This is a genomic window from Rossellomorea aquimaris (assembly GCF_020171925.1).
GTDB classification, from domain to species: domain Bacteria; phylum Bacillota; class Bacilli; order Bacillales; family Bacillaceae_B; genus Rossellomorea; species Rossellomorea aquimaris_F.
Map to the genome: position 1 here is coordinate 330,168 of NZ_JAIVAR010000002.1, position 22,347 is coordinate 352,514.

General features: G+C 41.4%; 14 protein-coding genes and 1 pseudogene. 11 read left to right on the forward strand and 4 right to left on the reverse strand.

Features of this window, described 5'->3' with window-relative positions:
- The first annotated feature begins 10 nt into the window (after window positions 1-10).
- From LCM10_RS09315 to LCM10_RS09330, 4 genes are read left to right on the forward strand one after another with little or no spacing between them, the layout of a single operon-like run.
- Entirely contained in the window at window positions 11-1,708 is a 1,698-nt protein-coding gene (locus tag LCM10_RS09315; protein ID WP_224875961.1) for a serine/threonine protein kinase, read from the forward strand.
- Entirely contained in the window at window positions 1,709-2,383 is a 675-nt protein-coding gene (locus tag LCM10_RS09320) for a hypothetical protein (protein ID WP_224875962.1), read from the forward strand.
- Window positions 2,384-2,436: 53 nt separating this feature from the next.
- The gene (locus LCM10_RS09325) at window positions 2,437-10,014 is read left to right on the forward strand and encodes a hypothetical protein (RefSeq protein ID WP_224875963.1); all 7,578 of its coding nucleotides are present in this window, start codon (window positions 2,437-2,439) and stop codon (window positions 10,012-10,014) included.
- Window positions 10,015-10,024: 10 nt separating this feature from the next.
- Window positions 10,025-10,288: a hypothetical protein gene (locus LCM10_RS09330; RefSeq protein WP_224875964.1), complete on the forward strand. Its 264-nt coding sequence runs from the start codon at window positions 10,025-10,027 to the stop codon at window positions 10,286-10,288.
- A 157-nt stretch (window positions 10,289-10,445) separates the two neighbouring features.
- On the opposite strand, the gene LCM10_RS09335 is transcribed toward LCM10_RS09330, so the two are convergent.
- Together LCM10_RS09335 and LCM10_RS09340 are read right to left on the reverse strand one after the other, a co-directional pair.
- Window positions 10,446-11,378: a LytR family transcriptional regulator gene (locus LCM10_RS09335; protein WP_224875965.1), complete on the reverse strand. Its 933-nt coding sequence runs from the start codon at window positions 11,376-11,378 to the stop codon at window positions 10,446-10,448.
- 100 nt (window positions 11,379-11,478) lie between these two features.
- Window positions 11,479-12,243 carry an SGNH/GDSL hydrolase family protein gene (locus tag LCM10_RS09340; protein ID WP_224875966.1) on the reverse strand — a complete coding sequence of 255 codons (765 nt, stop codon included), beginning with the start codon at window positions 12,241-12,243 and terminating at the stop codon, window positions 11,479-11,481.
- A 195-nt stretch (window positions 12,244-12,438) separates the two neighbouring features.
- On the opposite strand from LCM10_RS09340, the pseudogene LCM10_RS09345 reads away from it, so the two are divergent.
- From LCM10_RS09345 to LCM10_RS09355, 3 genes and pseudogenes are all read left to right on the forward strand, one after another.
- A pseudogene (locus LCM10_RS09345) lies at window positions 12,439-12,696 on the forward strand (Wzz/FepE/Etk N-terminal domain-containing protein); the annotation flags it as partial.
- 460 nt (window positions 12,697-13,156) lie between these two features.
- On the forward strand, window positions 13,157-14,680 hold the full coding sequence (locus LCM10_RS09350; protein WP_224875967.1) for a cell wall-binding repeat-containing protein: 1,524 nt from the start codon (window positions 13,157-13,159) through the stop codon (window positions 14,678-14,680).
- Window positions 14,681-14,690: 10 nt separating this feature from the next.
- Complete coding sequence (locus LCM10_RS09355; protein WP_224875968.1) at window positions 14,691-16,070, forward strand: hypothetical protein; 1,380 nt, start codon at window positions 14,691-14,693, stop codon at window positions 16,068-16,070.
- 46 nt (window positions 16,071-16,116) lie between these two features.
- Here the strand turns inward: LCM10_RS09355 and LCM10_RS09360 are convergent, their stop codons facing one another.
- Entirely contained in the window at window positions 16,117-16,509 is a 393-nt protein-coding gene (locus LCM10_RS09360; protein WP_224875969.1) for a hypothetical protein, read from the reverse strand.
- A 238-nt stretch (window positions 16,510-16,747) separates the two neighbouring features.
- Here LCM10_RS09360 and LCM10_RS09365 point away from each other — a divergent pair, with 238 nt between their 5' ends.
- The 4 genes from LCM10_RS09365 to LCM10_RS09380 all read left to right on the forward strand — a co-directional run bounded on the left by LCM10_RS09365 (window position 16,748) and on the right by LCM10_RS09380 (window position 20,078).
- Window positions 16,748-17,170, forward strand: a complete 423-nt coding sequence (locus LCM10_RS09365) for a class II fructose-bisphosphate aldolase (RefSeq protein ID WP_318247485.1) — start codon at window positions 16,748-16,750, stop codon at window positions 17,168-17,170.
- Window positions 17,171-17,191: 21 nt separating this feature from the next.
- Window positions 17,192-18,514 (forward strand): aldehyde dehydrogenase family protein, encoded by a 1,323-nt coding sequence (locus tag LCM10_RS09370; protein WP_224875971.1) that lies wholly within the window; start codon window positions 17,192-17,194, stop codon window positions 18,512-18,514.
- A gap of 62 nt (window positions 18,515-18,576) precedes the next feature.
- Window positions 18,577-19,479 carry an AEC family transporter gene (locus LCM10_RS09375; protein WP_224875972.1) on the forward strand — a complete coding sequence of 301 codons (903 nt, stop codon included), beginning with the start codon at window positions 18,577-18,579 and terminating at the stop codon, window positions 19,477-19,479.
- A gap of 398 nt (window positions 19,480-19,877) precedes the next feature.
- A complete protein-coding gene (locus LCM10_RS09380) occupies window positions 19,878-20,078 on the forward strand; it encodes a hypothetical protein (RefSeq protein WP_224875973.1) in 201 nt (66 codons plus the stop codon).
- A 66-nt stretch (window positions 20,079-20,144) separates the two neighbouring features.
- Here LCM10_RS09380 and LCM10_RS09385 read toward each other — a convergent pair whose 3' ends face one another.
- On the reverse strand, window positions 20,145-22,346 hold the full coding sequence (locus LCM10_RS09385) for a hypothetical protein (protein ID WP_224875974.1): 2,202 nt from the start codon (window positions 22,344-22,346) through the stop codon (window positions 20,145-20,147).
- Window position 22,347 lies beyond the last annotated feature (1 nt).

Sequence of the window (22,347 nt, forward strand, 5' to 3'; positions counted from 1 at the left end):
GAGAGTTCGATTGGCAGTAGTCGGAGCGGTTATAGACGGAAAATATGAGATTCTTAAACTGATAGGTAAAGGCGGGATGTCCAAGGTTTACCTGGCAATGGACAAACGTCTGAATAAACAGTGGGCAGTAAAGGAAATTGAAAAAAGAGCAAAGGATAAAAACAATGAAATCATCATTCAGAGTGCGATTGCAGAAGCGAATATGATTAAGAGGCTAGATCACCCTTCCTTACCCAGAATTGTGGACATTATCGATGAAAGCGACGTCATTTATGTCATCATGGATTACATTGAAGGAGAACCTCTGAATAAGATCATTGATGAGTATGGGGCCCAACCACAAGAGGTAGTGATTGAGTGGGCCAAACAGCTTTGCGAAGTGCTTGAATATTTACATACCAGAAAGCCCTCTATTATTTACCGGGATATGAAACCCGCCAATATCATGTTAAAGCCCGATGGTAATCTGAAACTGATCGATTTCGGGATTGCGAGAGAATTTAAAGAAGAAAACCTGGGGGACACCGTGAGTTTAGGAACGAAAGGATATGCTGCACCGGAACAATTTGGAGGTAAAGGCCAGACTGATTCCAGAACCGATGTCTATTGCCTCGGTGTCACACTCTATCATTTAGTGACCGGCCAGGATCCGACTGAACCACCTTATGAATTTTATCCTATCAGGCACTGGAATCCTCAGCTATCAGGTGGGCTGGAACGGATCATCCAGAAATGTACACAACTTAATCCTGAAGATCGATATCAGTCGTGTGCAGAACTTTTATATGCGTTGGATCATTATGAGGAAGTTGATGATATCTTCAGGGCTAAACAAAGAGCGAAACTCCGTAAATTCAGCGTTGTGGCAGGAGCATCATTACTAAGCTTACTGATCGGGGTTACTGCCCAAGCGATGAATGTAAAAACGAATAATTCCGATTACAACATGATGATTCAAATGGCGGAGAGAGCATCTACGGATACGAACAAAATTGACTATTATTTAACGGCGACAGATATAAAACCAAATGTAAACGATGCCTATTTGGGATTGGTTGAAGCGTTCAAAGGCAATGCAGCCTTCTCGGTCGAAGAGGAGGAACAATTCAAGAAGAAGATTAATGCGCATTTGACGGATATCCGTGAAAACGAGGATTATTCCGATCTTGCTTTCGAAATCGGCAAACTTTATTGGTACTACTATGATTATGGCAAATCTGAAAGCAGTGATAATCAAATCACAAGAATGAAAAGTTCCATTCAGTGGTTTGAAGATACTGTGGAGTATGGTTCTCAAGACCGTGCTTATTTCGAAATGGCCAAGGTCTATAGGGATATCGGTAAGTTCAACCAGGACATAACACTCCACATTGAGGAAGCGTCGGATAAAGGGAAGTACAAACCATATTGGGACAACATGAAGGATTTAATCAATATGATTGCTAAAAATCCGGATGAAAGTGAAATCGTTAAGTTGGAACTTTATAAATTATCGATGTATTCCATTGAAACATACGCAAGGAAAATGAAGGCTGATGGGATAGAAGAAAGCGACCTTCGTTCCGTATTCGATCTAGTGAAACGAGGCACGAATGAAGTGGCGGCAACAACAGATAAAACGGATGCGATAAAGAATGAAGTGATCAGTCGTTTTGAATCTACTGGAAAATCAATTGAAAATGCGTTTAGAAAGCAGGGGATCGAATAGATGGATGCAAAGACTTGGCTGATTATATCCATAATCGGTTATTCCCTTTCAGGAGTACTGCTTGTTGCGGCAGTTCTGATGTTTTTCAAGATGAATATCCGTATGATCATTGGTGATTTGACAGGCAGGAATGCTGCAAAACATATCGAAGCAATACGTGAGAAAAACCGTGAAACGGGAGATAAGCGATTTAAGCCGGATGCATTCAATGTAGAACGTGGGAAATTAACGGAGCCTGTAGCTGAGGTTTCTAAGAAGTTAGGGAAATCGATTGCTCGTAACCAGAGAAAATTGAATGTAAATGGCCGGAAAGATGACATGCCATTGATAAATGAACGTTCTGACATTTTGCTTGGGCAAGAAAGCCATCCAGTTGCAGGGGGGAGATTATCCCCAGCAACGGATGTATTACCTGAAGAAACTCAAATATTGTTAGATGAGGGCTATATTAATTCAGATACCGAAGTATTAGGAGCGGAAGAAGTTGCAGCGACAGAACTTTTATCTGATGGAACGGTAATATTAGGGTCAGAGGGTACGATGCTACTAACTGAAGATTACGGAACAACGGTACTGAAGCCTACTCAAGAACTACAAGGTCAAGAACCAGCTACACCTGTTGAATTCCACATTATAAAAGACGAGAAATTCATACACACCAAAGAAGTGATATAAGAAGGGTGTCAATCTTTTTAATGAGAATATTATTAATTAGAGGAGAGAGAGAAATGGGGACAAAGAAAAAATCCATGGTAACACGCATAATAGCCGTTACCATCGCGCTTCTGTTGTTTATGTATAACATCCAATTTGGCATGTTCATTACTGCAGTTGCGAAGACAGATCAATATCAAAATCAATTCACGTTGCAAATCGTGAATAATGGCAATCCCGTACCCAGTACAGAGGTTTGGGTGGATGAAGCTACATCTGGATTATCTGAACCAGGAATGACAGATGCTGAAGGGGTTGTTCCCTTTCAAAGTGTGACGGACCTAAACATGAGTACGAGTCATACATTTTACTTTTACGTGGGCTTAGATGAGTTCTCGCTCACATTACCTCAAGGAACAACAGATCATTATATTTATGATGTTGCAACTGGAACAGCGACAAAGTTTGAACCTACTCCACCTGCAGTTACACATAGTCTGACTGTAACGCAGACAGGATCAGGAAAAGTGAAGATCAACGGAGCTGATTACACTGCTCCAATGCAAGTGGAGGATGGAAAAGACGCCGTTGTAAATATTACACCGGATCCGAACTATGAAATTAAAACGGTTAAAATAAACAATTCTAACAAAACGATTTCGGATAAACAGCAATACTTAGAAACACTTGCATCCCTTTCATCAGATACCGTAATCGAAGTTGAGTTTGTTCAAACAACATTCTTAGTGAATGTAAACAAGACAGGTTCAGGGGATATTTCACTCGATGGAATAGAGTATACAACGCCTGTTCAAGTTGAAAAAGGAGCAGATGTAGCTTTCGCTGTTACCCCTGCTGCCAATTATGAAATCAAGTCGGTGACCGTAGGTGGAGAAAGTAAAGACATAACAGACAAACAAAACTATACAGGGACCATCTCGTCAATATCTACAGATGTAGCAATCGACGTAGAATTTATGTTGAAAAGTTATACGATAACTTTTAACAGTAATGGAAACGGTGAGTTAATGGATGAAAAAGATCAGATGATTTTATCCAATGGTGGAATTGTCGAGGTGGATCATGGGTCAAGCACTTATTTTACCGTCAACCCTAAAACAGGGCATCATGTAAAAGAGATCAAAATAGATGAAGGATCCATTGATTTAACGACTGATTCACATATTACAAATATTGATCCTGACAGCTACAAATACACGTTTAATGAAGTCACCGAGAATCACTTAGTCGAAGTCACATTTGCCGTTAATTCATATGATATTTCATCGTCAGTTGTTGGTGGGAATGGCGTAGTCTCATTGGATAAAGATCAAGTAGACTACAATGGTGACGTGAATGTGACAATCACTCCTGATGACCTATACAAGGTAAAGTCAATTAAGGTGAATGATATCGACCAGCCCCTGACTGGACTGAAGGATAATGAAGATGAATCTGGGAGCTTTGATTACACTTTAGATACTATTGAGGAAAATAAAAACATTAAAGTGGAATTTGAAAAAGCGGAAAGTTTAATAGAGGACTGGACGACGTATCTAACTGTTGAAGGACCTGAACCTCTTAATGAAACAGAAATTACTACCATAAATGTTTATTCAAATGACGCAACAGTAAATTTGAGTACTAAAGACCCATACAATGACTTGAAATTATCAGGAGAAAACTGGACTGAAAATGGCCGGAAATATTCTATCCAAGATAATACAATGATTGAAAGTTTCATGGTGAAAAACGGAAATAATAGAGGGGAATTAGAACTACAAGAAAAGGTTCTGTTTCTTTTTGACAGGAAATCCCCTGTTGTCAGCAATATGGTACTTAACGGGCCTGACCAAGTAACCTTTGAAAACTCAGAATGGTTTAGCGGGAAAGTGACCGTTTCCGGGGAGGTTGCTAACCCAGAAGACACCTTTAATGACGTCGCTTATTCAACAGATATCGATAAGGTTTATTTTGCTCAAGGAGACCTCACCAATGAGGAAAGTTTAACGGGTGATGAGGCGAACTTTGATCAAGAGACTAATAGCTTTACATTTGAAACGGTTGATCCTGAAGAAAATACAGATTTTAAAGGCGTGTACAGCGTATGGGCCGTGGACAAAGCAGGCAATGTTTCTGCGGTAAAGACAATCGATGTAAACATCGATAAGAAAGAACCATCATTGGCTGATGGAGAAGCGATTACATTTGACATAGTGGATAAAGATAATATCTCAAAAGTTCTTAGGTTTTTATCATTTGGCACATACTCCAATGACAACATCGAAGTTACGGTAAGAGTGAAGAATGATGCATCCGGTATTAAGGAAATCGCTCTAAAGACAGATGATCCGGACGTTGTACCTCAATTAGTTTCCGACAGCTTCAAAAAAGAAGGAGTGTCAGCTGAAGCGAAATTCTTGATTGATGCTGATCGCTTTACGGGTTCATTCGAAGTCGAAGTGACTGACAATGTCAAGAGAAAAGTGACTAAATCCGTTACCGATGCCAATTCTAATATCGAAAACAATACTAGTGGAATCGTCATGATAGAAAGAACCTCTCCGCAAGTAGAAATCGGGATTAATCATGCAGAGGATGTATCTACTTATAATGATGAGAAAGATCAACAGATTTATAGTGGAGACGTAACGTTTGAAGTTTCGGCTGAAGATTTAGATTCTGGCCTTAATAACGTTACGATTGACGTTAATGGAACAAATGCTGTTAATGAAAATTATTCTAAGACAGAAACCAAATCGCAACAATATACAATAATAACAAATACTGAAGAAATCAGTGAAGAAGGTTCTTTTGAAATCACAGTAAGTGTTGTGGATCATGCAGGAAATACACATACGGAAACTAAGAAGGTCTTTATCGATACAGCTGCCCCTGAAATTCTAGGATACATTTTTTCTTCAGAAAATGAAGGGGGAGGGTATGATAGCTTGGATGAAGCTGACATTCTCTCGGAATATGTTGGACTGACAAACTATGGGTATTACTTCAAAAAGCAGACAATGGTAACCGTAAAAGCAGAAGACTATCAGAATAATAGTGCTTATCGAAGTGGAGTCAAATCCATGGAAGTTTACTTGAAAGATATCAATGGCACCTATTTTGTAGTGGAAAGTGACGGCTCACTGTCAGAACTTCAGGATGTAACGATGGATCCTGAAACGAACCAGCCCGTGATTACTCCGATACCTTCGGAAGGAGAAATCAGCTTTATCACACCAGAGGATTTTAAAGGCGAAATATTTGCAAAAGCAATTGATCATGTCAACAACACAGGTGGATTTGTAACATCCGCAGGGACGATCATCGAGAGTAAGGAACAACATGAAAAGGAAACGCATATTGCGTTTTCTAAAAAAGAAACACCATTCAAAGACAATAACGATAGGGACCTTTACGCTGAAGATTTAGAGGTGGACTTGAAAGTCACTGATACATACTCAGGGATCCGTGAAATTGAATGGTTTGTAGAAGGTCCATATGATGATAATAAAGACCAACACGGAATACTCACGGTGGATAATGATCCAACAGATGGTGATATTGAAGGTTGGAAAACCGTTAAGGATAAAAATCTCGTCCAGGAAATGACAAAAACGCTAACGGTCAACCATAACAGTAACGATATCGCAGTAAAAGTTAAAATGACCGACAGGGCCGGAAACGTCACGGAAGATGAAATAAAATTCAGTATTGATAAAACTGTGCCAACGATTGATGTTTCTTATGATAACAACAAAGATGATTCCAAACATCAAGACTTCTTTAAAGAAGATCGTAAGGCCACCATCGTGATTACAGAGCGAAACTTCTCTCCCGAGGAAGTAATATATTCCATTACAAAGGATGGGGAGGAAACACCTGTACAGGTCGAATGGACCAGTACGCCGAATGCAGAAAATCCAGATTTAACGTCCCATACTGGTACGGTCAACTATTCAGCGGATGGTGACTATGCATTCAATATCGAATACAAAGACAAAGCACAAAACGCAGCAGCCACATTCCCTCAGCACAGTTTTACACTCGATAAAACGGCTCCTGAGATTGAAGTGGACTATGACAACCAAACACCAGCGGCTAAGAACTACTACGATGATGTAAGAAAAGCAACCATCAAAATCAAAGAACATAATTTCGACCCCTCCCGTGTAAGCATAAGCGGTACCGCTATTGTAAAAGGGAAGGAAATTAATTTCCCGTCTGCAAGTGACTGGACTACAAACGGGGAGGTCCACACTGCAACAATTGACTATTCAACGGATGCTCTATATCGTTTCGACGTTGATTTCATCGATAAAGCAGGTAATAAAGCGGAGGACTATGATAGAGAAGAATTCTATGTAGACAAAACGCCTGCGACTCTTGTGGAAGGTAAAGGAGCCGTCCAAATGGTGCAAGTCAATGATAACCTCTTTGCGGAAGTAATTAATTTTCTTTCATTCGGTACATTTTTCAATAAAGAAATCCAAGTAACCGTTAAAGTGAAGGATGAGGTTTCTGGGATCAACGATATCGCACTTAAGACCGATGGTGATAAGGTAGTGCCGAAAAAGGTGAAAGATTCCCTGAAGAAAGATGATTATACGGGAGAAGCGATCTTTACGGTTGATGGAATATACAAAGGAAAATTCCATGTGGAAGTGACCGACAATAGTTTGAACAAAAAGACTTATCTAGTTACAAAGGATAATTCGCAGATCGAGAGCGACAACAGTGAGATTATGATAGAGAAAAATAAGCCTGTGCCTTCGATCAAAGTAATTCCAGACAAAGGTGTATTCTCAAAAGGACAGGAATACAATGGCGAAGTGACTTTTGATATCACTGCCCAGGATGAAGAGTCGGGGATTAATACCGTTAAAATCATTGTGAATGGGAATGAGTATGAAAAGGACGATCTCTCTGATGAAGGAAAGCTTATCAGTAGGAAATCATATAAGATTCATACGACTGATAAAAAGATCAACATCAATAAAGATGGATCCTACAATGTTTCGGTCTATGTAATCGATAATGCCGGAAATGCTCAAACGACTGAAAAGAAAATATTCATCGACAAGACCAATCCGGAAATCATGGATTATGTATTCTCGGTAAAAGACCAAAAGACAAGTTACAAAAAAATCGAGGAAACAGAGGACTTAACCGATTCCGTGCAGTTGACGGAGTATGGATTCTACTTCAAGAAGCAGACCCGGGTAACGGTGATGGCTGAAGATCCTCAAGTGGAAAATGAGCACACAAGTAAAGTGAAATCCATCACGGTTTACTTGAAAGACTATGAGAATGGGAATTTCTATCAAGTACTCTCTAATGGGAAGACCCAGAAGATAAAAGAATCAGAGATTGGGAAGATTGCTCCGATCCCTGCAACAAAAGAAATAAGCTTTGATGTGCCGGAAGCATTCAAGGGACAAATCTTCGCGCAATCTACGGACAATGTGAGTAACACAGGAGCATATGTAACTCCTGATGGGACGATCGTAGAAAATGAAACACAGCATAAGAAAGAGAAACATATCACGTTAGAGAAGGCGGAAACGACCACGAAGGATACAAATGGTTTAGACCTATACGCTGACAATGTGAATGTCAATTTGACCGTCACTGATACGTATTCAGGTTTAGGGGAAATTGAGTGGTCTGTCGTATCACCTTATGATACGGGTAACAATCAAAGCGGCAGCATCACGATCAAGAATGATGGAACGTATGAAGCCGGCAGTGATGCAAAAGGTTGGAAACAAACAAAGACAGAGAAAAATCTTGTTTACGAAATGAATAAGAATCTGACTGTCTCAAATAACAGCAATGAGATTACTGTAAAGGTAAAGGTGACGGATCGTTCTGGAAATACATCAGAAGAAGAGATGGAGTTCAGTATCGATAAGACGATTCCTAAGGTGGATGTATCGTATGATAACAACACCCCAGATCCTGCTAATAAGGATTTCTATAAAGAAGATCGCACAGCTACCATTGTAGTGACGGAACGAAATTTTGACGCTAAAGATGTGGACCATATGATTACTAATACTGATGGAGTCATTCCTTCCTTATCTGGATGGAAGAGCCACGTGAATAAAGATAATCCTGATATGACCACCTATACCGCTACGGTGAAGTATGCAGCGGACGGGGATTATACATTTGATATCAAGTATCAAGACAACGCCAACAACGTTGCCCCACCGGTTAAGCAGGATAAATTTACGATCGATAAGACAAAACCAGAGATCAATGTTACGTACAGCAACGGTTCTGCGCTTAATGGAAATTACTATAACAAGGCACGAACCGCAACCATCACAATCAAGGAACATAATTTCGAGCCGGGACGTATCCGTGTGACGGGCAAGGCGACCGACGACGGCAAGGCAGTATCTTTCCCGAATACCAGCAAATGGACTAGAAACGGAGATTTGAATACGGCTACGATCCAATACGGTGCCGATGCCCTATATAGCTTTGACATTGATTACACCGATATGGCAGGGAATGATGCCGCTGATTATAAAGTGGATGAATTCTATGTGGACCAAACAGCACCGAAATTGAACATTACAGGGGTTCAAGATAAATCGGCCAACAATGGAGATGTCGCTCCGGTGATCGCTTATTCAGATACCAATTTCAATGAGAATGGCGTGAAGATTGAGTTATCAGGAGCCAACCAAGGTTCTGTCAAACCAGTTGGAAGCTATTCGAAGGAAGTAAATGGTCAGGTGTATACGTTCAAGAATTTTGAAAAGAAGAAGGAAAATGATGATCTTTATACGTTGACCGCAACACTTACGGATTTTGCCGGAAATGAAACGAAAGAACAGATTCAATTCTCTGTTAATCGTTACGGTTCTGTATACGTATTCGATGACGCGCTGAAAGGGATGATCGGCAAATACGTTCAGAAGGAAAAGGATGTCGTGTTAACGGAAACGAATGTGGATAGCCTGATGGACGGATCGATTTCCTTGAAGATGACGAAGAATGGCACACCTACTGATTTACAAGAAGGAATCGATTATACGGTCAGTAAGTCAGGAGGTAAAGGTCAGTGGAGTCAGTACACGTATACGGTGAAGAAAGACTTGTTCACTGGTGACGGAAAATACACAGTCGCTTTATACTCTGAAGATGCCGCAGGCAATATCAACGAGAACATCGATGAAACGAAGAAAGCGGAAATCTCATTTGGAATCGACAAAACGGCACCAGTCGTCGTTCCGATTGATATTGAAAGTGGGAAGCAATACGCAGTGGATAGCAAAGACGTAACCATCTCCATCAAGGATAACCTAGTCCTTCAGGATGCCGCTTTTTATGTGAATGGTCAAAAAGTCGAGCATCATGAAGACGGAGAGAATTATACCTTTACGATTCCAAGCTCAAACTCAAAGCAAACGTTAAAAATCACGGCAGTCGATGCAGCGAAAAATGAATTGACGACCGAAGTAAATGACTTCCTCGTGACAACGAATCTAGTTGCACGCTGGTACAATAATACACCATTATTCGCCGGTTCTCTTGGAGGATTAGGAGCCATCAGTATTGCCACGGTATCCTATTTTGTATTCAGGAAACAGAAAATGTTCGTAGACTTACCATCAGATAACGAGAAAGTAAGTTAGGAGGGATTACATGGTTGAAGAATTAACCTCATTGACGAACCTGCTCATCATGGCAAGCTTATTACTCAACGTGATTACATTGTTCACTGTGGTAAGACTTGTAAGGAAGAATAAAGCAGGATCATCAAAAAGTATTGGTGGAGCTGCAACAGAAACAGCGGCAACCACGACCAACGTATTCAGCAGTGAAGCGGGGGCTGTGTTCTGTCGGAACTGCGGTGATCAGTATGATTCCACCTCAGCTGTGTGCCCGTCTTGTCATACTAGAAGATAAGAAGGTCAATTAGCGTAAGAATAAAAGAACAGCCCTTCTCTATTACCCATATTGGGTCCAATAGAGAAGGGCTTCTTTATATTTTGGATAGGTAAGTATATGAAAAAAGGCAGTCCACCTGGGTTTATACTTAACCCCAGGTGGACTGCCTCATTCACTATAATTCCAGGTGCTCTTTTAAAGTCTCCTTAATCGACATTAGCTCTTCATCCGGAATGAGATAATAGTAGATATTATCAATCCTTGTCCCTGAGCCTGTCTCAATCTTGATCTGCTCAATATCCTTCGACGCATCTTTATAATGCTTCTGAATATCGACCATTTGATTGAATGTCAGGTTCGTCCTCACGTTATCTCCAAGAGCGTCGAAGATATTATCGAATTTCCAGAGACTTGAGACGCTTGCCCCTTCACGGATGATCCCCTGGATGATCTGGCGCTGTCTCAACTGTCTGCCAAAATCATTGCGCGGGTCTTCTTTACGCATCCTAGTGTATGCAAGAGCTTTCTTCCCACTCAAATCAATGGATCCTTCAGGGAAAGTATAACCCCCGTAGTTGAAGGCGAAATCATTTTTCACTGTGATACCGCCAACTGCATCGACAATATCTTCAAACCCTTCCATATTGATCTTCACATAATAATCAAGCGGAATATCAAGCAATCCTTCGACCGTATCCATCGCCATGTCCACTCCGCCGAATGCGTAGGCATGGTTAATCTTGTCCCTTGTTCCGTGGCCGACAATGTCCGTCAGTGTATCACGGGGGATGCTCAGCATTTTCACGGATTCTGTATCCGGATTCACAGTCAGAACAATCATCGTATCTGATCGGCCCTTGTCATTCTTCCGTTCATCGACTCCCATCAAGAGGACGGAGAATGGTTCCCGCTCCTTGAATTGGACTTCTTTCTCACGTTTGCTAGACTTATCGCGGTCTGTCGGCTGATGCATCGTCTCAACTGCCGAGTTCAAGGAGTGATAGATGCTGTACACATAAGCTCCGCCTCCAACCAGCACTAGTAGCAGAATGATGCCGATGACCCGAAGCCACTTTCGTTTTTTCTTTTGATGTTTTTCAACTCTCATGTTATTCCCTCACCTTGTCATTAGCCTATTAGATAACATATCAGAAACGAGAAGATTTGAATAGTAAATTTTTTACTATTGATAAGTGTGGGATAAGATTCTATTCTGCGATGAAGTAATCTTTCAGAAAGCCGGCCCATAGCTCATGTCCTTTGTCATTTGGACTTTCATTCGAATCCGTCAGATAGTCTCCCAACTCTTCTGCTTCAGGCCACGCGGTCCAGTGGTCCAGAAAGGTGAAACCATTCTCTTCTGCAAATTCCTTCAGCTTCTCTACCTGCTTTGGATAAATCGTCGCCCCGGCAAGTGGATAGGAAGGCTGGAGGATCAGCTCCACATCTCCGTTCGCACTCTTGAGATTATTATAAAAGCCCATAATGACTTCATGATTACGTTCATATGGGACGAGGTTTAAATTATTGACCAACGTAAATGGTTCGAATAAAACAAGGTCAGGACCATACTCTAGAATCTCCCCATACACAGCGTCATTCATGAATTGAACCGAGGTGGTTTCGCTTTCGTAGATCCTGATGTCCAATTCATTGAACGTCACCGTCAGATTCTCCTTCAACTGCTCACTCCAGCCGTCCTCGCCTTTACCTAGTGCGGTGGAGCCTATGATTGCAACCTTATAGTCCCTCTCTTCTTCAATGGCATTCATGAACCGTTGCTGAGCGTGTTCCGGCCAGTTGGATAGTTGAGGCCTTACATTATTTTCTTCAGCGGCTGCTGATGGTTCTTCTGCAGTTTTTCCTTCGGATAACGCGGGAACCCCCGCGATCCGTTCGTCCCAATGTTTGTTGCCTATGAATAGAAACGCTATACAAATAAGTGCAAATACAATCAAAAAGAAATTTTTCATCGAGTTCCTCCCTTATGAAAATAAATTGAAGAAGTACTTTCCAATATTGTAACAAGACTATATTTTTACAAGATTTTGTAGTTTAATAGATAAGTATGGAAATATTACATTTCTATTAAAATTATGACAAGAAAACAATGAAAATACAACAAGATCTGCTACTATTTACATATTTTTCTTTAATAGGAGGACATAATGGAAGAAACCATCAGCTTGCGCGAGTTAATGGAAACATTGCAGAAACGTATAAGACTCATCATTCTGATTACCCTTACAGCGATTCTGGTCAGTGGTGGAGTAAGCTTTTTTCTTTTGACCCCGGTGTATCAATCGACAGCGGAACTATTGGTCAACCAGTCTAAACCAGCTAGCCAGACGGGTGTCAACACAGGGGACATCCAAACGAATCTACAACTAATAAATACGTATAATGACATCATCAAAAGCCGTACAACGGGTCATGTGGTTAGCATGCTCCGTATCTTTTAAATGCATATAATAAATGTATACAAACGTTTAATTACATCTTAAAACTCTTCCAGAAAGCCACCCAATAAAAAATTTCATAATAGGGTGTCCTTTCGGTGTTTACGAAGATAAAGTTAATAGTAACGAAATAGTATTAATCAGCTGAATTTACAGGTGGTAAAACATGAGGAGGTACTTCTAAAAGAGGTACTTTTTTTGTGACCTTAGAAATATCAGGGGGATGTCATCTGGAAAATTTGTAAGCTAAATTGAAGCAGAGAAAGAAGTAACTATCAGAAATCACTACTAAAGCACTGTGTCTGATTGCTTCTAATAATCCATATTTCTCATTCCAGATTAAGTCATTCGTTGCATTGAATTGTAACGGAACTTCCTTTACTGTAAAGAAGTTGTAATAAAAATGAAAAATGGGAGGTTTGGGAATTTGAAACATTTTAAGTCTTTATTTCTTGCTGCGGTTGCGCTTTGCCTCATTATTTCTCAAGGCAATCCGCTTACTGTGCATGGAGCAACCACTTCGATTACATACAGTGGGAATCTGCCAAGCTATCAAAATCATACGTATCATTTCTCTAATGCAAGTGAAGGGGTGTTAAACGTCAACTTTGTAAATGGGAATGATATGGTTTATTTCATTACGGAAGCAGGAGGCGATGGCGATTCCTATATTAGTGGGGATACGCTGCCCGTCGGTGAATATGAATTTACGATCTCGCCGAATAGCAAAATCTCAACGAATTATGAAGTTACAATCAGCGGGGACTTGGCTCTAACGGGACAAGCGACATTACCTTCGTTGAACATTACAAGCCCTTCGGCTGCACATACACGTCTTGGCATAGATGATTTCAATATTAATTTTAGTGGATCGAGCAATGGGGCACTTAACTATACATTAAATCATAACTCCCCCATATCGTTATCCAGTAGTTTCTCGAAAAATTTAAATCTATTGTTCGGCAGCAACACGATAAGTACTTATGCCGCTTTAACAAATAAAAACTATATTACAGATGTTAGAACGGTTGTATCACCAGGGGTAATGCGACTATCTGGGGCTGATCGTTTTGATACAGCTGTTAATGTAAGCAAGGAAATCGAAAAAGAAGGATATGCGATTGATACAGTCATCATTACAAATGCTTACAACTTTGCTGATGGATTGCCGGGGGTCGTGCTTGGGCATAAGGAAGTTGCACCGTTGTTAACAACTCGTAGCGATTACCTGCCGGCTGCGATTAAATCTGAGATTACAAGACTTGGTGCGACCAAAGCGATTATTTTAGGTGGTACAGGTAGTATTTCTTCCGCTGTAGAGAATGAGCTGGTCACCATGGGATTAGCAACTGAACGAATTTCCGGGTTGGATCGTTATGCGGTTTCCGCCAGCATCGCAGAAAGAATCATTAACGAACATTCCAACTCTGCCATCATTGTCAATGGACAGAACTATCCGGACGGTTTAATGGCTGCACCATATGCCGGTAACACGCAACAGCCTATTCTTTATACGACTCCCGATTCTCTTCCTGGCTCCATTAAGACGTTCTTGAATGATCATCCGAATATTAATGAGTTCACGATTGTAGGAGGCACAGGAGTGGTTAGCCAAGCGGTCGAGGCCGAATTGGAGCAATACGGATCAGTTTATCGGGTAGATGGACAAGATCGATATGAAGTAGGGATCAATATTGGGTACGGTCTTGATTTTCAGAAGAGACAAATTGTATTAGTGAGTAATGAAAGTGACGGGGTTCCAGCTGCTCTTTTAAGCAGTCTTAAGGATTCACAAATGATGCTAACGAAACCAACTGCTTTACCTGGGAATGTGAATGACTACATTACAGGTTTGGGATATGAAGGTCTTTTAGACAATATCTATATCGTCGGCGGGACAGCCTCTGTTTCACAATCAATTGAAGATTATATAAGAGGCGTCATCCAATAAGGAGGTTATTATGAAGAAAATCCGAATCATTATTACTATATTACTAGTATCCAGTCTATCTTTCGGCGTTTTGAACAGTGATTTATTTGCAAGTTTTAATGAATTTAAAATAAAAGATGTGGATGTAGAAACGACTACTGATTCAGTCTCAATTTCCTTGGGGAACCACGTGGCAGAGCAGTATGTCATTTCATTGGATGGCAAGAAGTACAGCACGGTCAAGGAAGAGTCCATCAACATTCCGGATCTTCAAGCAGGCCATCCTTATGAAATCATCATTGAGGCTAAAGAAGGCGAAAGAGTAACTGATAAGATGGTTATCCAAACGCTTACTGACAGTCAAGAAACACAGATTGACACAGTAACCAATTTGGATGATGGAATGACAACGGCTATTTTCACTGAAAGTGAAGCGAAAATTTACTTTGAAAATGTTCCTGATGATGACAAAGTCTACAAAGTGAAAAGGGATAATGAAGAACTTGGAACGTTACGAGGGAATAAAAATTTCATTATCGACACTGACTTGAAGCCTGAAACATCCTATCGCTATTCCTTGGTAGGAAAAATGAAGTTGAATGAAAAAGAAAAAGAAAAAGTTAAACAAAAGATTAAAGAGAAAAATCTATCACCGAATTTAGTAGATGTCGAAGAACTCGATAAAGAATATGAACTTACAAGAACCATTAAAACGTTAAAGGAAGCGAAAGAAAACAGTGTTCATGCGGAGAGCTGGAGTGATCCAAGCCCTGGTGCAGAGTTCATCTATTCAACTTTCATCCCTATGGATGTGTTTACTTTTGCTCCTCCGGGAGTAGAGAAAATCACAGATTATCATCGATTCCATGGTGATGGACGCGGATTCGATCAACATGTCCTTTCAGATGATTTCCGTACAAGAACCTGGTTACGAGTTTCTTTCCCTCCAAGTGGAGGAAGTAAAGTGCGGTTTAAGAAAGATTATAATCCAACAAGCGGACAGCACAAAAAGACGAAACAATGGGTAACTGCAAATACAAGTATGTCAAAAGTTTATTTAGAATCGAAAAGTGAAGGAAGCACAAAAGCGACCTTTACTGTTAATCATGAAGCTGGTAATCCCCTTCATAGCGTAAAGGGGATCCCTGCTCCAGAAATTGACTACCGTTATTCAGGGGAAGTCTATAAGACTGGTTACTTCCAAATTAACGGTATCCATGATAGAGCGCCTAATCACGAAATGTCCTTTACTCCTGTACCTGGTGAAGTGCATACTTGGGCAGGGGAAGTACAGTATAGTACAATGAGTCACCTGCTTACTGACAAGATCGGGAAATGGGGCTTCTACGAACTGATCGGGCCTCCAATCTACGGACAAAAGTCATTCAGTGTTCAAGGCTATTGGAAATAAAGAGAATATTGAATAAGAGACCAAAATTGATTTGGTCTCTTATTTATTAACACACATATTTTTTTTCTAAAAAATAAACAACGTGCACATATACATACACAGGAATTAAGACAAAAGTCAAAGTCTCTACCGATATTTCATCTAGTAGTAGACGGGCCACCAATAATGCAGGGATTAAATACAAAGCAACTGTAAGTAGGTAATCCCATTTATTATTATTTCTTATGCGCTTAATGATAAAGTCGATGATAAGTGTGACTGGGATCCCAACTACTAAATAAATAATCATTTCGTACAATGTAATTGTCATAATGGAACCTACTATCATAGCAAGGCTGTACTCATCTGTCTTCAAGAGAACATCTGAAAGCACAAGCAGGATAGCTGATATAGGAGCTGCAACAGCTATGGATAAAACTAAAACAATGAACTTCTTCAAAACATATTCCCCTTACATACCAAGATTTCCAATAAGTTCTTCAACAGATACGATAATACATTTTCCCCTTCATTACATGAGCATATTGACGGGTAGTGGGAGTGAGTGAGCTGAACCATTTGTAGGGTTGGTCGGATCAAGCGGGATTCTTTGTACCGTCTCCTATTTCGTATTATTTATAAAACGAACAAACTGTTTCACTTCACAAAGTGGGACATATGGGTTTACGAAGAGACAGGTGAGGGAAGCGGTGGCATTCACGGAAGCAACCGGTGTGGATTATCTTGCGGTATCAATCGGCACGGCTCATGGGATTTATAAAGAAGTACCGAACTTGAGATTCGATCGCCTGAAGGAAATTGCCGATGCGGTCAAACGTCCAATCGTTCTCCCCGGGGGCTCCGATGTACCTGATGAGCAGGTTCAACGCGCGATTTCATTAGGGGTGGCGAAGATCAACGTGGATACGGAGCTGCGCCAGGCTTTCACCAGAGGGGTGCAAGAAGTGTTCAATGAAGATCCAGACCAGTTCGTTCTGGCGGATTCACTTGGGAACGGCAGAAGAAGAATGAAGGAAAAAGTCCAGGAGAAAATACGTGTCTTCGGCAGTCAAGGACGAGCGGAAGAATTACTTTTAAACAAAAAGGTCGTAACGTTATAACCAATTGGGAGGTATGTTTAAGTGGGTTCGATTGCAACTACTCGAAAGTATGGACTATTTGTTGAAGGACAATGGAAAGAAACGAGTAAACGGGATAGCGTATTCGATAAGTACAGTGGGAACGTGATCGGGACGGTATCCGTTTCAATGAAAGAAGATGTGGATGCTGCGGTTGAGTCAGCTAAGAAGGCAGTAAAAGTTCCTTTCTCACCTTATGAACGCTACACCGTATTAAAAAGAGCAGCTGAAGGGTTGATGGACCGTCAGGAAGAGCTTGCCGTGATCCTCGCGGAAGAAGTCGGGAAGCCGATTTCAGAATCAAGGGGAGAAGTTGCAAGGGCGGCTCAGACACTGGAAATCTCAGCTGAAGAAGCGAAGCGCATCCATGGTGAAGGGATCCCTGTTGAGGCAGCGCCCGGATCAGAGAATCGCCAAGCTTATACGAAGCGTGTTCCTGTCGGGGTCATCGCCGCCATCACCCCATTCAACGTCCCGCTTAATCTTGCCTGCCATAAGGTCGGACCGGCGATTGCCGCCGGAAATAGCGTCATCCTTAAGCCGGCGGAAGTTACTCCGCTAACAGCACTGGTGCTTGCGGAAGTGTTCGAGGCAGCCGGACTGCCTCAAGGACGGTTGCATGTCCTGACAGGCGAAGGAGCGGAAATTGGCGGATGGTTACTAGACAATCAAGATGTCAACATGTTCACGTTTACCGGAAGTCCGCGTGTGGGCCAATTGATCAGAGAGAAGGCAGGATTAAGGAAGGTCGCCCTTGAACTCGGGAACAACTCTGCAACGATTGTCCATAAGGATGCGAATGTGGCTGAAGCGGCGGCAGTGACGGCACAGAAAAGCTTCAATAATGCCGGTCAAGTATGCATATCCGTTCAGCGGGTATACGTTCATGAAGAGATCTATGAGGAGTTTCTGGAGAAAATGAAGGAAACGGCAAATGCCCTCGTCGAGACAGGCGGAAAGCGTGAGGGTGTCTTCTATCAACCTACCATCCTCACAAACGTCCATGATGACATGAAGGTGTGCCGTCAGGAAGTGTTCGGCCCGGTTGTCGCCGTCATGCCTTATGGAAGCGAAGATGAAGTGACTAGAAGGGTGAATGACTCCGAATATGGCCTTCAGGCTGGTTTGTTTACGAATAGTCTCTCATTTGCGATGAAAGCGGCCGATGAAATCGAAGTCGGTGTACTGATCATCAATGATACGTCAGGGTACCGTGTCGATCAGATGCCTTATGGAGGAGTCAAGAAGAGTGGATCGGGTAAAGAAGGACCTAAATACGCGATTGAAGAAATGACGGAAGAAAGGATCGTCGTATTTAATTTATAAGCGAATGCTGAAAAAGACTGTTTATCGGAAACAGTCTTTTTCATGTCGATGGAGGGTTCAAGATGTCATTCATCACTATTTTATTTCCGATTTTCTTTGTGTTCGGGACAGGGTTCGTGGCGCAGAAATACCTGTCACTTGATACGAAGAACCTTTCGAAGATGGCCATTTACGTCATGGTCCCTTTTTTAGTATTCCGGACGTTTTATGAACAGACCATCAACGGTGCGTATGGCTATTTCACCGTTTACATGGTCGGCCTGTGCGTGATCATCATCCTGCTCGCAACCATCCTGTCAAGGCTCTACAAGTTCACGGAGCCCGAACGATGCGGCCTTGTCTTGTCCTCTGCCTTCATGAATAACGGGAATTACGGCACGCCTTTGACGTTCTTTCTTTTCGGTGCAGCGGGCCTCGAGATCGCCATCATCCTCATGGTCATCCAGCAGCTTTTGATGAGCACTCTTGGCGTGTTTTATGCAGCGAAGGGAAGTGCAGGGAACAACGGGGTGAAAATGGCGTTACAAACCGTGAAACGGATGCCGATGGTGTACGCAGCGATGGCGGGCATTGGCCTCCAGCTTTTACACGTGCCTCTCGGTGTAACGTTCATGAAAGGGATCGATTTCATCGCGGATGCAGCGATTCCATTCATCATGCTCACACTCGGCATGCAATTAGCCAATATCAAACTTGGAGCCATCGAGTGGAAAAAGCTTTGTTCATCCCTATCATTGAAACTGATTGTATCGCCCATGATTGCAGCGATCCTAGTTATGCCACTTCCGCTTGATCCCATGACAAAGCAAATCATGATCATCATGGCAGCGACACCGACAGCGGCCAACACAACGATGTACGCCATCCAGTTTCAGACGGAACCGCAGAGTGTATCGAGCGCCACTTTGATTTCAACTATTATGAGCATTGTGACTTTGCCGGTAGTGATTTATTTGGCGATGTAGTGATCCAGAAACAGATCCCCTTATTCAACACGCTCGATAAAGGGATCTGGTTTCTGCCTTTTCAGGAGTGACCATAGGGACAGGTACCTTGGTTCAATTTTAAGTGAACAAGGAAACTGTCTTTATAGTATACCTGATATAACCTACTCATAAATGATAGGAGGGATAAAATGAAGATAACTCCGTATACAGGTGTAGACAGTCTAAAGCTGGGCATGGCATCTGAAGATATCCAGTTAGTGTTAGGTGAGTAGCCCACGTCACTTATCCTTGATGATGTGTATACCGAGGATTACAAGCGCGCAGATATACGCATTTATTACAGAGAAGAAGGCGGAGTCAGTAGCGCTTTCGAGTTTATGGATAATGGAGCTCCAGAAATTCTTGGTGTTTGGTTTTTGGGTATGAAAAGTAATGAGGCCAAACGGGTGTTAAAGGAACTCGACCCAAAGGTAATGGACGTAGCAGATACCTATATTTCTTGTGAATTAGGTATTAGTTTATTCATTACGTATAATAGAGTCGAGACGGTGCTTGTCTTTGAAAGAGGGTACTATGATGAGATATTTGAATTATTGGCAGAAATGGATGATGATTGAGAGAGAAGGGGAAGGGTACCTTAGTCCAGTTTGAGTTGGACCACTGTACCTGTCCCCTGGCTCCTCTTATTCTACTCGTAAATCATCGTCTTTTAAGAGTTTGGCAATTCCGACTCCGATAGCAAGTCCGGGCAAACCTCCTAGTGCGCCAGCTGCGGCTACGCCGATTTTTACTCCGGTCGGAGTTTCGGATCGGATGATGACCTCTTCGGCATGTCCTGTGCCATCATTGACATGCTCAAGACCTCTGCAATTGCTGATGGAGACGGGGGTTGTTTCGATTCTTCTATCAAACAAGCCATAGTAATGGTTGTATTTACTCACAATCACGTTCGTTTTTCTATTTGTTGTACAATGCCTGAAATCGCAATCTTTCACGTAAACTTTATATTCAGGGATCTTTTCATATGTAGAACCTTGAATAAGGAAACTCTGGTCTATTTGAACTCCATCAAATAAACATTTTGAAATGTGGTTCGTTGCTGACGTTTTTCCACATGAAAAATCAAAGATAGCATCCATACCGCTAGAATGATTACTCGAGAGGTTATAGAATTCACAGAACTCAAAGGTTATTCCTCTTCCATTTGCAACCCTATTCTTGCAGTCAATAAATTGGCTGTTCTTGATATCAATATTGTCCCCGGTTGCGATATTCTCGCACGCATTGAATAAGCAGTTCACGATATTCAAATTCTCTGAAAGGAATACCTGAGTGTCGATGGTTTCTGTACAGGAGTCAAAGCTCGTTTCACTGATCGCTTCTCCACGTTGAATGCATTTATTGATGTTGGTAAAACTGCAATTCTTGTATTCTCCTTTTGATATATTAAATGTAAAGGACTCCATCTTTTCTTTTTGATACTCTTCAAGACCAAGGATTTCACAATTGGAAACCAGGATGGAACCATCAATATTGATAATGCCATCTCTCGCGCCGAAAAAGGTGTTTGATTCGCGATCAATATTTTTCAGAAAATGAATCGCTGTATCAGAAATTTGACCTGTAACTACCTCGCCCCAGCTAGTAGAACTAATAAAGTTTTCATCAGGTGAGAAAAGGCAACAGTTCTTGATTTCTAACAGAGCTTCTCCGTTTAATTGCAGGAAATGATTGCAGTTATTTAACTCAGTATTTTTTATGAGAATTTCATTTTCACCTTTTGCTTGGATAAATGAGTTCTGGTCATAACCATGGCAATTCACTTGGCAATTAGAAAACGATATACTAGCCCCTTCTGACAATGTGATTTCATCTGAAGCATCGGTTTCATTATAATGAATGATACAATTCTCGAACTCAAGATGACCCTCACAGTTTAAATAGGCACTGATGTGAACGATGTTGTTTTTGAACAGTTTTCTTTCTCCGGGCGGGATGAATAGAATACTGGAAATCGTCACTTCCTGTAGTTCTATCACTTCTTCCTCTACTTGCCGTTCAGGCATTTCGATATAAAACTCTTCTTCATAGGCTTCCTCGTATTCGTAAGCATTGAATTTATCAACAAAGCCTTGCTTTCCTCGGAGATTGTATAGGGAACTGATCCTGGCCTTTATTTCGCGGATTGTTTTATTGCCAAAGTCGAATTCTTCAATGATTCCCTCGATTCCTTCAGGGAAGTTGAAGTCAAGATTTGATAAAAAACAATATTCAAGACAGCTCGTAAGCATCAATCTTTTAACTTCAATATTGCTGATGGAAGCAAGCGCTTCATGTAGATTGATATTTTGGGCTTGAAAATCCAGATAATTCATCAGGTTATTGGCATATTGCTGCTGGTCGGTTGAAACTTGATCAAATTGGTGCATAAGCGCATAGAACGTGCCGCCTAAAATTTCTCGCTCTGTTTCATTCAAGGTTGCAATATCTGTTTCATCTGTAATTCCAAGAATGCAACGTTTTTCGAGGGTAGTCAGCTTTTTAGCCAACAAAACATCATTTCTTGATAGTCGTTCTATTTTATCAAAAGATTGCTTCACTAAATCGGATACGTTTGAATCGCGTTCAGATAAGCGCACTAGGATGTCAATCATGATTTGCTGGGCCTGAGCAAGATTTCCAATCTCCGTGGCCATGCGCATTTCATTTTTCTGAGATAGTGTTACCATATCAAATACACGATGGAACCATTGTTCATTCTTTATCTGTTGGAACTGCTCTTCTGTGGCGGTTGTTAATGTATTAGAGGCCAGCATTAAATCTTCAAAGCTGCATTGCTCAGTCTGATAATAATTGTAGTCAATTACTAATTCCTGTTGCGCCATT

Bases quoted from the DNA above. Each gene is read 5' to 3' on its own strand.
- LCM10_RS09320 (WP_224875962.1), top strand. From the start codon at position 1,709: ATGGATGCAAAGACTTGGCTGATTATATCCATAATCGGTTATTCCCTT.
- LCM10_RS09325 (WP_224875963.1), top strand. From the start codon at position 2,437: ATGGGGACAAAGAAAAAATCCATGGTAACACGCATAATAGCCGTTACC.
- LCM10_RS09330 (WP_224875964.1), top strand. From the start codon at position 10,025: ATGGTTGAAGAATTAACCTCATTGACGAACCTGCTCATCATGGCAAGC.
- LCM10_RS09335 (WP_224875965.1), bottom strand. From the start codon at position 11,378: ATGAGAGTTGAAAAACATCAAAAGAAAAAACGAAAGTGGCTTCGGGTC.
- LCM10_RS09340 (WP_224875966.1), bottom strand. From the start codon at position 12,243: ATGAAAAATTTCTTTTTGATTGTATTTGCACTTATTTGTATAGCGTTT.
- LCM10_RS09355 (WP_224875968.1), top strand. From the start codon at position 14,691: ATGAAGAAAATCCGAATCATTATTACTATATTACTAGTATCCAGTCTA.
- LCM10_RS09375 (WP_224875972.1), top strand. From the start codon at position 18,577: ATGTCATTCATCACTATTTTATTTCCGATTTTCTTTGTGTTCGGGACA.
- LCM10_RS09385 (WP_224875974.1), bottom strand. From the start codon at position 22,346: ATGGCGCAACAGGAATTAGTAATTGACTACAATTATTATCAGACTGAG.